Consider the following 13,335-nt stretch of genomic DNA (forward strand, 5'->3'; position numbering starts at 1 on the left):
ATCCAGAAGCACTAACATTCCGAATCGGAATGGCTGGCTAGCATCACACCATCCCATGCGCCCCCGGTTTAGAAATTCCTGAGCAACGCAACACCCGCTAAAATTACTACGCTAAATTTCCATATCGGAAATCCTGAACTCAACACCGGAAGCTTCCGATGCGTGACCTGGACCTCACCTCCCTGCGCCTGTTCGTGGCGGTTTGCGAGACGCGCAACATGGCGCGCGCCGGCGAACAGCAACACATCGTGGCTTCGGCCATCAGCAAGCGCCTGGCTCAACTGGAAGACACCGTGGGCGTCACGCTGTTCGAGCGGCGCCGGCGTGGGGTGATACCGACCGCGGCTGGCGAGATCCTCCTAGAGCACGCACGCGCCATGCTGGCCGCGGCTGATCGCGTGGAGCGCGATATGACCGACTACGGCACTGGCATCAAGGGACAAGTCCGCCTGCTGTCCACTGTCTCGTGCATGGCCGAGTCGCTCCCCGACGATATCGCCAGCTTTCTGCAAGTGCCTGACCATCGGGATATCCGCGTCACCGTCGAGGAGAGCATCAGCCGCGAGCTTGTCCGCTCACTGCGGGAAGGCTCCGCGCCGCTGGGCATCTGCTGGGATGCCGCGGATCTCGAAGGACTCCAGACCCGGCCCTATCGCAGCGATACCTTGGCAGCCATCGTGCATTCCTCGCATCCGCTCGCGAGCCAGGCGGAGTGTTCCTTCGAGCAGACGCTTGAATTCGACCATATCGGCCTGCCCGGGCAGACCGCGGTACACACCATGCTGGCGCGCGCGGCGGCCATCATCGGCAAGCCGATGGCGTACCGGGTGGTGGTTTCCTCCTTCGATGCGTCCCTGCGCTGCGTCCGCGCAAACCTCGGTCTTGCCATCGTGCCCCGCGAGGTAGTTGAGCCCCTTTCCGCCAGCTTTGGCGTGCAGATGGTCCCGCTCACGGATAGCTGGGCGCAGCGCCGCTTCGCGATTTGCTTCCGCGACGAGGCGAGCCTCTCGCCGGCGGCGAAGCTGTTGGTGGATTACCTGGTACGCCAGGCGGCATCCTGACAGCCCGCCGGGCACCGTCGGGCCAGAACACCTATGCTTGATTCCTGCGAGGCGCGTGAACCTGCGGGACTGCGCCCCCTGGCGCTACTGTTCCAGCGCGTCACAATACAGAGCAGAGCGTGGCCTCGGGCCACGGATACCGGGAGACCTCCATGGATTCGAAAGCGCAGCGCAACGTACATGTCGTGCCTCACGGCGACGGCTGGGATGTCGTCCATGAAGGCGCCAGGGGCGAGCGAGCCCATTTCCTCAATCAGGAGGAAGCCGTCGAGGCCGCCACGGTGATCGCCAGGCGCGAGAAGGTAGAGTTGCTGGTTCACGGCCAGGATGGCCAGATCCGCATGCGCAACAGCTATGGTCACGACCCTCGCGACGTGCGGGGCTAGACAGTAAGCCGGCGCCATCGGGAGCGACCCGGGATCCGGAAATACCAAGCCATTGCTTGTGTAATTCACGGCACCACCTTATTATCCAAGCATCATTTTGGATAATAAGGTGGCAGCCATCCTGCCGCACGCTCTCAATGCCCCCTGAACAAGCCTTCACCGGCGCCTGGCGCGAACTGCTCCTTGGCAAGAACGGGTTACTTGCCCTCGCCCTTACCGGCGGCGTGGCGCTTCACGCCATCAACGTCCACATTGTCACCACCGTGCTGCCGTCCGTGGTACGGGACATTGGCGGCCTGGACTGGTACGCCTGGAACACCACGCTTTTCGTCGTCGCCTCCATCGTCGGCGCCGCGCTGTCCGTCCGGCTTCTGGCCGCCCTGGGACCGCGCGGTGCCTTCATTGCCGCGCTGGCCGTGTTCGCACTGGGATCGGCGGGCTGCGCGCTGGCGCCGTCCATGCCCTGGATGCTGGCCAGCCGTGGCGTGCAGGGGCTGGGCGGCGGCACGCTGGCAGCGCTTAGCTATGCACTGATCCGGGTTGTGTTCGCGCCGCCGCTATGGCCCCGCGCGGTGGCGCTGGTCTCGGGCATGTGGGGCATCGCCACGCTCTGCGGGCCGGCCGTGGGCGGATTGTTCGCCCAGGTGGGGCATTGGCGCTGGGCGTTCTGGACGCTGCTGCCGGTGTCCATCATGCAGGGCTTGCTGGTGGCGGTGCAATTGCGCCCGGCCGGCGAGCGCGCATCGTCCGCCGCCGCGCCGAGCATTCCCGCCGCGCAGATCGCACTGCTGGCTGCGTCGATCCTGGCTGTCGCCGCCGGCAGCCTGTCGGCGGCGATGGGCTGGCAGGCCGCCGGCGTGGCCGCGGGCCTGGCATTCGGCGCCGCCGCCATTGTGTGGGACCGGCGCGCGCTGGTGCGGTTGCTGCCTAGCGGCGGCACCGAGCCCGGCACGCCGCTGGGCGCGGTCTATGCCAGCGTGGCCCTGCTCCTGATCGGCACCACCACCGAAGTCTTCGTGCCTTATTTCCTGCAGACCTTGCATGGCCACACACCGCTGGCCGCGGGCTATCTCACAGCCGCGATGGCGGGTGGCTGGAGCCTGGGCGCGCTGCTTTCCTCCGGCCACGGCGGTACGGGCGCGGCACGGCTGCTGCGCGCGGGGCCGGTACTGTGCGCCGCCAGCCTGATCGCGCTGGCGATAGTGGTACCGGCGGGGGCAAGCCTGGCGCCGACGGCTCGCACGCTGCTCAGTGGCCTGGCGCTGGCCGGCGCGGGCGCTGGCGTGGGCATCGGCTGGCCGCATTTGCTGACGCGCGTGCTGACGCTGGCGCCGCACGGCGAGGAAGGCACGGCTTCGGCCGCGATCACAACCGTCCAGCTCTACGGCATGGCGATCGGCGCAGCGATCGCGGGGCTGGTGGCGAATGCCGCTGGCCTGATCGTCCCCGGCGGCACCGCGGGCGCGCAGTCGGCTGCCGCCTGGCTGTTCGCCAGCTTTGCCGTGGCGCCCGTGCTGGCAGCGCTGGCCGCGCGCCGGATTACAAGCCTGGCGCATTAGGATTCCGTGGCGTTGCGCCAACTCCGCCGCCACTACCCGCGCCCGGACGCGCTCAGGCATGCGCCGCGCCTTGGCGCGCAAGTCCGCTAGCATCGCCACCGGCGTCAGGTCGCGCCAGCTGAACGGCAGGTTGCTGACCATCGGCACGGTATGGAGCGCGGACGAGGTGACCAGCAACTTGTGGGCCCCCACGGTCGCAAGCGCCACCGGCCGATGCATCAGCGGCTCAGGCCTCGCGCATCGATATCCCACAGGCCGGCTACCCGCCCCTGCCGGAAGCAGACGTAGTGCCGGTGCAGGTTGGCGGTAGGGTCGCAGTGCCCCGGGATCAGCAGCAGCTTGCCGCCCAGCAACTCGTGGCTGTCGCCGTTGAGCACTTCGAGCACGCCGTGCTCGTCGTTGGCGGCGACGTAGCGCAGCGACCCGTTGCCGTCGCGCGACCACAGCCGCGGCAGGCCGGAATCGACCGCCACCGTCTTCAGGCCGACATCGCAAACCACCACGCCGGGGCGAGCCGTGCTCATCACCGTGGCCGCGATGAACAGGCTGTGCGCCGGCCGGAATTGCCCCATCCATTCATTGGCGCCGTAATGTCCGTCCAGGAACAGATAGGACCCCGGCTGGATCTCGGTGTAGACGCCGCTGCCGACGTCGAACTCCGCGGTGCCGGTCCCCCCGCCCGTGACCACCGGGCAGGCGATGCCGCGCGCATCCAGGTGCCGGACATAGGCATGCGCCGCTTCGGCAGCCCGTTGCGCGGCCTGGCGGCGCTGCGCCCAGGCGGCGATATGCTGGGCCGGGCCGTGATACGCCTGGAGGCCGCCGAACCGCAATGCCGGAAACGCTGCGATGGCGTCAGCCAGCGCGCTCAAGGCATCGCGGCTGGCAACGCCACAGCGTCCGTGTCCCACGTYGACCTCCGGCAACACCGTGATCTTCACGCCCGCGGCGGTGGCGGCGGCCCCCACCGCCCTCACCTGCCGCACGTCATCGGCGCAGATGCTCAGCGCCACATGCCCGGCCAGTTCTATCGCCATGGCCACCTTGTCGGCGCCGGCGAACTCGTTGCTGATATGGATGCTGGCGATGCCGGCCGCCGCGAACGGATAGGCTTCGCTCAGCTTCTGGCAGCAGATGCCCGCGGCTCCCTGGGCCATCTGGGCCCGGGCGATGGCGACGGACTTGTGCGCCTTGGCATGCGGGCGCAAGGCCACGCCCGCGGCAGCCGCCAGGTCACGCATCTGCAGCAGGTTCGATTCGAAGGCGTCCAGGTCCACCAGCAGCGCCGGTGAACCCACGTCCTCCAGCGCATCGCCCTTCGCGGCCGGCTCGGGAAGCCGCAAGGGTGGCCGCCTGGCGGCTGCCGGGCCGGTGTGCTCACGCATGATGCAGCTGCCCCTGGTCTTTCCGCTTCAGCGCCATCGCCAGCACGCGCGCCACGTGCACGGCCTCGGTGTCCGCGCCGTCCAGGATCTGGTGGCGGCAACTGGTGCCGTCGGCGACCACCAGGGCGTTGGCCGCGCGCTGGCGCACCGCCGGCAGCAGCGAGAGTTCCGCCATGGCTTTCGATGCCTCATAGTGCTCGGCCTCGTAGCCGAAGCTGCCCGCCATGCCGCAACAGGAGGAATCCACCGGCGACACCTTCAGGCCGGGGATCCAGCCGAGCACGGTCTGCACCGGGGTGAAGGCATCGAAGGCCTTCTGGTGGCAGTGGCCATGTACCAGGGCCTCGCCGGTCTGCAGCGCATCGAGATCGAGGGCCAGGCGTCCCGCCGTCTTCTCCCGCACCAGGAATTCTTCGAACAGGAAGGCCTGGGCGGCCAGCTTCCTGGCCTCGTCGCCGTAGCCGTAATTGAGGAACTCGTCGCGCAGGGACAGAAGGCACGAAGGCTCCAGCCCCACGATCGGGATGTTCCGGTCGACATAGGGCTTGACGGCATCCAGCAGGCGCCGCGCTTCCTCCCTGGCCTGGTCCACCAGCCCCGCCGCAAGGAAGGTACGGCCGCAGCACAGGGGGCGCTCGCCTTCGCGGGTGTTGAAGTGCACCGTGTAGCCGGCGGCTTCCAGCACTTGCTGCGCCGCCCGCGCGTTTTCCGGCTCCATGTAATTGGTGAACGTGTCCACGAAGAGCATGACTTCGCGGCCCGGTGCTGCCTGCCCCCTGGTCCGGGCTTTCGACAGGAACGATGTCTTGAAGCGTGGCAACGAGCGCTGCGGCGCGAATCCCACCGCGCGCTTTATCGCGCCGGAGATGCCGGGAATGCTGCCGGCCAGCGCGAGCAGCGCGGGGAACCGGCTGGCGACCGGCGCATAGCGCGGCATGAAGGCCACCATGCGCTCGCGCAGGGTGATGCCATGGCGCTTGGTCCAGGCATGGCGGGCCTCGATCTTGAACTTCGCCATATCGACGCCCGTCGGGCAGTCGCGCTTGCAGCCCTTGCAGGAGACGCACAGGTCCAGGGCTTCCTTGACTTCCGCGCTGGCAAGGCCCTCATCGCCCAGCTGGCCGGAGATCGCCAGCCGCAGCGTATTGGCACGACCCCGCGTAACGTGCTGCTCATCCTTGGTCACACGATAGCTCGGGCACATGGTGCCCGCGTCGAACTTGCGGCAATGGCCGTTGTTGTTGCACATCTCCACTGCCGCGGCGAGCCCGCCCGCGCGGTCGCTGCCCGTGCCCGGCGCCGTTTCCTCGCCGGTCAGCGGGTTGCGCGTCACGTTCCAGGCGGACCAGTCCAGTGCGGGCGCGAGCGGCAGCGCGGCGTAGCCCGGCGCGAAGCGGAAGTTCTCGCGCGCGTCCATCTTCGGCGGCCGCACGATCTTGTCCGGGTTGAAGCGGTTGTCCGGGTCGAACAGCGCCTTGATCTCGCCAAAGGCGGCATTGATGCGCGGACCGTATTGCCAGGCCACCCACTCACCCCGGCACAGCCCGTCGCCGTGTTCGCCGGAATAGGCGCCCTTGTACTCACGCACCAGCGCGGCCGCTTCCTCCGCGATTTCGCGCATGCGCAGCGCGCCGTCGCGCCGCATGTCCAGGATCGGGCGCACATGCAGCGTGCCCACGCTGGCATGGGCGTACCACGTGCCTTCGGTCTCGTGCTTGTGGAACACGGCGGTGAGCCGGCGCGTGTACTCGGCCAGGTGCTCCAGGGGAACAGCGCAATCCTCGATGAAGGACACCGGCTTGCCGTCGCCCTTCATGCTCATCATGATGTTCAGGCCCGCCTTGCGCACATCCCACAGCGCCTTCTGGGCTTTGGCATCGGGCATCTTGACCACGGAGCCCGGCAGGCCCAGGTCGCTCATCAGCGTCGCGAGATCGTCGAGCCGCGCCAGCAGCGCGCTGTGCTCCTCGCCCGCGAACTCGACCAGCAGGATGGCCTGCGGCTCGCCGGACAGGGCCTGCCCGATCACCGGGCGGAACGCCGGGTTCTCCATCGACAGGTCGATCATGGTGCGGTCCACCAGCTCTACGGCCACGGGCTTGAGCTTGACGATATGCTGCGTCATGTCCATCGCCTGGTAGAACGTGGGAAAGTTCACCACACCCAGTACCTTGTGCTGCGGCAGCGGCGACAGCTTCAGCGTGAGCTGCCGGCTGTAGGCGAGCGTGCCTTCGGATCCCACCAGGATATGCGAGAGATTGGCGTAGCCGTCGTCGGTATAGGCGCGCGGATTCTGGCATTCGAACAGGTCGATGTTGTAGCCCGCCACGCGGCGCAGCACCTTCGGCATGCGCTCGGCGATTTCCTCGCGCTCGCGGGTGGCGATTCGCCGCAGGCCTTGCAGGATGCCCTCCACGCGCCTGTCCGCGACAGCCTCTTTGAGTGAGCCGAAATGGCATTGGCTGCCGTCGGCCAGCACGGCATCGATGCCCAGCACGTTGTGCACCATGTTGCCGTACTCGATGGAGCGTGAGCCGCATGAGTTGTTCCCGGCCATGCCGCCGATGGTGCATTGGGCTCCGGTCGATACATCCACGGGAAACCACAAGCCGTGCGGCTTGAGCCAGGCATTGAGGTGGTCCAGCACGATGCCGGGTTCCACGGTGACGGTGCGGGCGGCGGGATCGAAATCCACGACGTTGTTGAGCCACTTGCTGTTGTCGATCACCAGCGCCTCGCCAACGGTCTGGCCGCACTGGCTGGTGCCCGCGCCGCGCGCCAGCACCGGGGCCTTTTCGTCGCGGGCGATCTCCAGCGCCAGCATCAGGTCGGCCTGGTCGCGCGGCACCACCACGCCGACCGGCATGATCTGGTAGATCGAGGCATCGGTAGAGTAGCGGCCCCGGCTGGCCCGGTCGAAGAGCACATCGCCGCGCAGTTCCTTGCGCAGTCGTGCCGACAGCGGCGAGCTGGCACGGCCTTGCGACGGCACGAGGTGGATCGGCTTGACCAGCAGCGAGGGGGAGGAATCATTCATGGCTTTCTACCAGTGGCTTGTGGGTATCGGTGCCGCATCTGCGCGCGGCTTGTTACGCGAGGATGAGTTCGACCGCAGGCAGGCCGGCGATCCTGCCCAGCGCCGCGCCCGGCTTGTTCCTCTTTTCGTGCCCGCCCGGTCCGGGCCGGGGCAGATTCATCGCCGCCGGCTCTATGGCCGGTTCCCGCTAGTGCACGCAGGCGGCGGGGCGCCAAAAGGCAACACCTCTCCCTGGCCTCACCCCGGGAGGTGAAGCCATGCCTGTCTGCACTTGCGGTGACTCAGGAAGACCGGCGTACGCCTGCCGCGCGGGCAAGCCGCCCGGCCTTCCGGTGCCGGTTCAGGCCGCGGCCTTCAGCGCTGGCGCGTCCGCATGCGCGGCCAGGTACTCCATCGCCGCCACGACCCCGCTCGCCGCCACCGGCACGCCCGCGAGCTTCAGCCCCATCTCGCAACCGGACAACGTGGCCATCAGGGTCAGGTCGTTGCAGTCGCCGAGATGCCCGATACGGAACATCTTGCCGCGCATCTTGCCCAGTGCCTGCCCCAGCGACATGTCGAAGCGTTCATAGATGTGCTTGCGCACCGCGTCGGCGTCCACGCCCTCCGGCATCATCACGCCGGTCAGCACCGGGCTGTACACCGATGCGTCCGCGCACTGGATCTCCAGCCCCCAGGCCCCCACCGCGCGGCGGGCCGCCTCGGCCAGCCGCTGGTGCCGCGCGAAGACGTTGTCCAGGCCCTCGTCCAGGATCATGTCCAGCGCCTCCGACAGGCCATAGAGCAGGTTGGTGTTCGGCGTGTACGGCCAGTAGCCGTTCTTGTTGGCTTCGATGATTTCGTCCCAGCCCCAAAAAGCACGCGGCAGCTTCGCCTGCTTGCTGGCCGCGATCGCCTTCGGCGACAACGCGTTGAAGCTGATCCCCGGCGGCAGCATCAGGCCCTTCTGCGAACCCGACACCGTTACGTCCACGCCCCACTCGTCGTGCCGGTAGTCCGCCGAGGCCAGGCCGGAGATGGTGTCCACCAACAGCAGCGCCGGGTGGCCGGCCGCGTCGATAGCGCGGCGCACGGCGGCAATATTCGAGGTAACGCCGGTCGAAGTCTCGTTGTGCACCACGCATACGGCCTTGATGGCGTGCGCGCTGTCGGCACGCAGGCGGGCTTCGATCATGTCCGGCTGCACGCCGCGGCGCCAGCCCTCGATGCCCGGCAGGCCCAGGAATTCCGGCTTCAGTCCCAGTGCCTCCGCCATTTTCTTCCACAGCGTGGCGAAGTGACCCGTCTCGAACATCAGCACGTTGTCGCCGGGGCTCAGCGTATTGGTCAGCGCGGCTTCCCAGGCACCCGTCCCGGAGGCCGGATAGATGATCACCGGCTGCGCGGTCTTGAAGATCTTCTTGATATCGGCCAGGACCTTGCGGCCCAGCGCGCCAAACTCCGGACCGCGGTGGTCGATGGTCGGATAGCTCATCGCACGCAGGATGCGGTCGGGCACGGGGCTCGGACCGGGGATCTGAAGGAAGTGGCGGCCAGCGGGGTGGAAGTCGAGTTTGATCATGGATTGGTCCCTCCTTTGTGGATTATGAATTTTGCATTCAAAATACTTTAGCAGACGAAAGGACCGCCTTCCAAGCGCTGAATGACTGTAAACACTGGGTGTTTACCCCGAAGCTGCGCGTCTGGTGAGAGATGCAGTAAAATGCGGAAAACGCAAAGATAAGGACTTTGTATGCAGAATCCAGTTGGCGGCGACCTCTCCCGCCCTGCGCCGGTCCTCCCCAAGGTTGAACGGCAACGGCTTCACGACACAGTAGTCGAGCACCTGCGCAAATTCATCGTGGAAGGCGTGCTATCGCCAGGCATGAAGCTCAATGAACGCGAATTGTGCGAAACCCTCGGGATCTCGCGCACGCCGCTGCGCGAGGCGTTCAAGGTGCTGGCGGCGGAAGGCCTGATCGAGATTTCTCCCAACCGAGGCGCCAGCGTCTCGCGCATGACGGAATCGGAAGTGTGGGAAACCTTCGAGCTGATGAGCGGCCTCGAAGCTTTTTCGGGCGAGCTGGCATGCGAGCGCATCACGCCGGCCGAGCTGGCGGAGATCAAGGCGCTGCATTATTCGATGCTGGCCTGCCGCGTGCAGAACGACCTGCCGGGCTACTACAGCCGCAACCAGGAAATCCACGACCGGATCAACGAAGCGGCGCGCAATGCCACGCTGCGCCAGACCTACCAGAGCATCAACCGGCGCCTGAAGGCGCTGCGTTTCCGCTCGAATCACGAGACCGACAAGTGGGACCGCGCCGTGCACGATCACGAAGACATGATCAAGGCACTGGAAGCGCGCGACGGCAAGCTGCTCGGCTCGATTCTCAAGCGGCACCTGCTGGAAAAGCGCGACGCCATCATGCGGATCCATCCGGATCCCGTCGGCGACCCGCCCACGGCTAACGCGTAGGCGCGCCGGAAAGCACGGCATATTTCTTGCGGCGATGTCCTGACGAGTAAAGCGCTACCGCCACACCTGCACTGAAACGGCGCCGTCTCCCCGTTGCGCCTTTGTCAGACACTCCCCGATGGTCATGCGTCACGGCGGGTCCAGAATGGAAATATTCACACGTCCAAACACGTCCCAAACAGGAGATCGCCATGACAGCCAGGAATATCCACGTTTTGCCGCACGGAACCGGCTGGGACGTGATCCAGGAGGGGGCGAGGTATGCCAACTCGCATCACACGTCCCAGGAAGACGCCGTGGAAGCCGGTACCCGGGACGCCCAGCGCGAGCACGTCGAACTTCTGATTCACGGCCTGGACGGACAGATCCGTGCGCGCAACAGCTTTGGCCATGATCCTCGTTCGGTGCACGGCTGAGCGCCGCGTCGTGAAGACTTTCCTACCGGCGTTGCACTATTCGCCGCCACTGCCACGCGGCAGCGGCGCCAAACCCGAGCGGCCCAACCCACGAGGAGGCGTATCCCGCCGGCAGGCAAGCGTGGCGTTGCGCGGGCACGTGCTTTGCTCCAAGCGCATACCCCGCCGCCATCCGGTGGCGGCTTTGGTCACGCATTGCATACGCGAAGGAGGATCTCCATGCACGCGAAGTCAAAGGCACAACAAATGGCCGCTGGCGCGGCGCTTTCCGCGAAGCGCGGCGACCGGAAGGCAAGTAGCCTGAAAGGCGCCTCGAAATCCATGTTCAGGTCGATGAGCGAAGCCGAGCTGCACGAGATGGCCGCCACGAGGCAAAAGGGCAAGCCGAGCCATACGAGCAAGTCATAAGGCCATAAGGCCATAAGGCGTTCCGCCAGACTCGCCCAGACAAGGACGACACCGCTCCGGGCGAGTCCGGGCCGCTTCACTAATCTGTTGAAACCCGAGCCGGCCTGATAACGCTGGGCGCAACGGCGGGAGATTGCACGAGAAACAGCGCGCAGAGCAGACTGCCGATGCTCAGGAGGGCGATGACGACACCCATCCGCCAGGGTGTACCGTCCGTGCCGACGCCGACCAGAGCCGAGCCGACGATGCCGGCGCCGTACTGGATGGCGCCGGTCAGCGCCGACACGGCACCGGCGCGTCCGGGAAACGTGCTGAGCGCACCGGCAATCGAATTGGCGACGATAAGGCCGGTTGCGGAGACGAGCAGGAAAAGCGGTATCACCAGACCCGCCAGCCCGCCCCAGCCAGTCCGGGCGGCGACTGCCAGCAGAATGCCCGCGATTGCCGCGCCGATGGTACCGGCCCGCATCAGGCGATCGCTGCCAAGCCGGGTCACCAGCCTTGAATTGACCAGGTGGTGATCATGATGCCGGCGATGCCCGCACCAAACAGCACGCCGTAGGCCTGCGGCGATACGTGGTGGCAGGTGATGTACGCGAAAGGCGTGCCGGCGTCAGTGACATGGTTCGATATCCTGCTGCGCACGGCAAACGCGCCGGTACCCGGAAGGCCGGACACCGGCGCGTTGCCGCCACAGGCAAGTCAGCGATCGACTCGCTGCTGGAGATGGGCCGGGTAACGATCACCCGCGACGGTGATCCGTTGCAGTGCCGCCTCGATGACGGACAAATCCTCGGCCGACAGTTCGACGGCGGCCGCGCGGACGTTCTCATTCAGCCGGTGCAGCTTCGTGGTACCCGGAATCGGTGCGATCCACGGCTTTTGCGCCAGCAGCCAGGCGATCGCAATCTGTGCCCGCGTGGCGCCCTTGCCGTCCGCAATCCGGCCAAGTACCTCGACGAGGCCCGCATTGGCCTTGCGGTTTTCCTCGGAGAAGCGTGGCACAACGTTGCGGAAGTCAGTCTTGTCGAACGTGGTGCCCGCGTCGATGGCCCCTGTCAGGAAGCCCTTGCCTAGCGGGCTGAACGGCACAAAGCCGATGCCGAGCTCCTCGAGGGTCGGCAGCACCTTCTYCTCCGGCTCGCGCCACCACAGCGAATACTCGCTCTGCAGCGCCGCCACCGGCTGCACGGCGTGCGCCCGGCGGATCGACTGCGCGCCAGCCTCGCACATGCCGAAGTGCTTGACCTTGCCCTCCCGGATCAGCTCCCCGACGGTGCCCGCCACGTCCTCGACCGGCACGGCCGGGTCGACACGATGCTGGTAGAACAGGTCGATGCGATCCGTCTTCAGACGCTTCAGCGATGCCTCCGCGACGGCGCGGATACGCTCGGGCCGGCTGTCGAGGCCCTTTGTCGAATCGCCGTCCTTGAAGCCGAATTTGGTGGCGATCGCCACCTGGTCGCGAAATGGCGCCAAGGCCTCGCCGACCAGTTCCTCGTTGACGAACGGGCCATAGGCCTCGGCCGTGTCAAAGAATGTGATGCCTTGCTCGAATGCGGCCCGGATCAACTTGATGCCTTCGGACTTTTCAGTGGCCGGGCCGTATCCGAAGCTCAAGCCCATGCAGCCAAGGCCGAGTTCCGAAACATCAAGACCGCTGTTACCAAGTGTGCGCTTTTGCATAATTTCTCTTTTCCAAATGTCGCAGCGGATCGTTGCCGTTGATCGGGCGCTACTGTCACGGCCTTTGCAGGGAGGCCGTAGCTGCGCGGGCAACGCCCGACACGTGTCAGTCGCTATTTGCTGTGGTGGATTGCTGTGGTGGATTCTAGGTTGCTGTACTTCATTCAACAATCCGCTTACCATTTCACAGGGAGTTGAGAGAAATTCATCAATGATGCGCGCTGGCCTGTCCGAACTGACTGCTTTCATGACCATTGCCGAGCAGCGAAGCTTTCGCGCGGCCGCGCGCACGCTGGGYGTTTCGCCGTCGGCGCTAAGTCACGCAATGCGGAATCTCGAAGCGAAGCTGGATGTGCGATTGTTTAACCGGACGACCCGGTCGGTCGCGCTGACCGAAGCGGGTGAACAGCTTCTGCGGCGCGTCAGGCCGGCTATCGCCGATATCGAGGATGCGGTAAACGAAGTCGCGTCAGCAAGCGACCGGCCGTCGGGCTCGATCCGTATCAGCGCATCCGAGTCCGCGGCAAGGCCGCTTGTGCGCCATGTGCTGCCGGACTTCCTGGCGGCTTACCCCGGCATACACGTCGAGTTCATCGTGGACACACGACTCGTGGATATCGTGGCCGACGGTTTCGACGCCGGCATACGGGTTCTGGACGATGTGCCGCGCGATATGATCGCCGTCCGCTTCGGACCTGACATGCGGTTCGCAGCAGTGGCATCCCCGGAATACCTCTCGCGTCATGAGCCGCCGAAAGCGCCACACGACCTGGGGCAGCACCGATGCGTCCGCTTCCGGTTCGAGAGTGGCGCGCTCTACCGCTGGGATCTCGAGCATCGCGGCAAAAGCGCCAGCATCGATGTCGACGGGCCGCTGACGCTTGGCAACCTGAATCTGATGGTCGAAGCAGCGCTGGCAGGTATCGGCATCGCCTGGGT

11 protein-coding genes and 1 pseudogene are annotated in these 13,335 nt (G+C 66.2%); 7 read left to right on the forward strand and 5 right to left on the reverse strand.

The genetic code is table 11. The features are described 5' to 3' along the window. The first annotated feature begins 158 nt into the window (after window positions 1-158). From AC1DKD_RS30645 to AC1DKD_RS30655, 3 genes are all read left to right on the forward strand, one after another. Window positions 159-1,061: a LysR family transcriptional regulator gene (locus AC1DKD_RS30645; protein WP_441629023.1), complete on the forward strand. Its 903-nt coding sequence runs from the start codon at window positions 159-161 to the stop codon at window positions 1,059-1,061. Window positions 1,062-1,213: 152 nt separating this feature from the next. After that, window positions 1,214-1,447 carry a DUF2188 domain-containing protein gene (locus tag AC1DKD_RS30650; protein ID WP_441629025.1) on the forward strand — a complete coding sequence of 78 codons (234 nt, stop codon included), beginning with the start codon at window positions 1,214-1,216 and terminating at the stop codon, window positions 1,445-1,447. A gap of 137 nt (window positions 1,448-1,584) precedes the next feature. Continuing rightward, window positions 1,585-3,006 carry an MFS transporter gene (locus AC1DKD_RS30655; protein WP_477111680.1) on the forward strand — a complete coding sequence of 474 codons (1,422 nt, stop codon included), beginning with the start codon at window positions 1,585-1,587 and terminating at the stop codon, window positions 3,004-3,006. A gap of 218 nt (window positions 3,007-3,224) precedes the next feature. Here the strand turns inward: AC1DKD_RS30655 and AC1DKD_RS30660 are convergent, their stop codons facing one another. The 3 genes from AC1DKD_RS30660 to AC1DKD_RS30670 form a co-directional block, all read right to left on the reverse strand. Beyond that, window positions 3,225-4,391, reverse strand: coding sequence for a DSD1 family PLP-dependent enzyme (locus AC1DKD_RS30660; RefSeq protein ID WP_477144090.1), 1,167 nt, complete (start codon window positions 4,389-4,391; stop codon window positions 3,225-3,227). After that, the gene (locus AC1DKD_RS30665; protein WP_441629031.1) at window positions 4,384-7,428 is read right to left on the reverse strand and encodes an FAD-binding and (Fe-S)-binding domain-containing protein; all 3,045 of its coding nucleotides are present in this window, start codon (window positions 7,426-7,428) and stop codon (window positions 4,384-4,386) included. The genes AC1DKD_RS30660 and AC1DKD_RS30665 overlap by 8 nt, the downstream gene beginning before the upstream one ends. A gap of 340 nt (window positions 7,429-7,768) precedes the next feature. Continuing rightward, window positions 7,769-8,989 (reverse strand): pyridoxal-phosphate-dependent aminotransferase family protein, encoded by a 1,221-nt coding sequence (locus AC1DKD_RS30670; protein ID WP_441629033.1) that lies wholly within the window; start codon window positions 8,987-8,989, stop codon window positions 7,769-7,771. Window positions 8,990-9,160: 171 nt separating this feature from the next. On the opposite strand from AC1DKD_RS30670, the gene AC1DKD_RS30675 reads away from it, so the two are divergent. The 3 genes from AC1DKD_RS30675 to AC1DKD_RS30685 all read left to right on the forward strand — a co-directional run bounded on the left by AC1DKD_RS30675 (window position 9,161) and on the right by AC1DKD_RS30685 (window position 10,710). After that, a complete protein-coding gene (locus AC1DKD_RS30675) occupies window positions 9,161-9,886 on the forward strand; it encodes a GntR family transcriptional regulator (protein ID WP_035864360.1) in 726 nt (241 codons plus the stop codon). A 191-nt stretch (window positions 9,887-10,077) separates the two neighbouring features. After that, entirely contained in the window at window positions 10,078-10,302 is a 225-nt protein-coding gene (locus AC1DKD_RS30680) for a DUF2188 domain-containing protein (RefSeq protein ID WP_035864358.1), read from the forward strand. 219 nt (window positions 10,303-10,521) lie between these two features. Continuing rightward, complete coding sequence (locus AC1DKD_RS30685) at window positions 10,522-10,710, forward strand: DUF3008 family protein (RefSeq protein ID WP_441629036.1); 189 nt, start codon at window positions 10,522-10,524, stop codon at window positions 10,708-10,710. Between the two features lie 79 nt (window positions 10,711-10,789). Here AC1DKD_RS30685 and AC1DKD_RS30690 read toward each other — a convergent pair. Together AC1DKD_RS30690 and AC1DKD_RS30695 are read right to left on the reverse strand one after the other, a co-directional pair. Beyond that, window positions 10,790-11,322 (reverse strand): annotated as a pseudogene (locus AC1DKD_RS30690) (MFS transporter); the annotation flags it as partial. A 90-nt stretch (window positions 11,323-11,412) separates the two neighbouring features. Continuing rightward, window positions 11,413-12,396, reverse strand: coding sequence for an aldo/keto reductase (locus tag AC1DKD_RS30695; RefSeq protein ID WP_477144091.1), 984 nt, complete (start codon window positions 12,394-12,396; stop codon window positions 11,413-11,415). Window positions 12,397-12,607: 211 nt separating this feature from the next. On the opposite strand from AC1DKD_RS30695, the gene AC1DKD_RS30700 reads away from it, so the two are divergent. Then, on the forward strand, window positions 12,608-13,335 hold a 728-nt coding region (locus AC1DKD_RS30700; RefSeq protein ID WP_477144092.1), incomplete at its 3' end, for a LysR family transcriptional regulator.

The sequence above is a fragment of the Cupriavidus sp. 05T313 genome, from assembly GCF_056396665.1.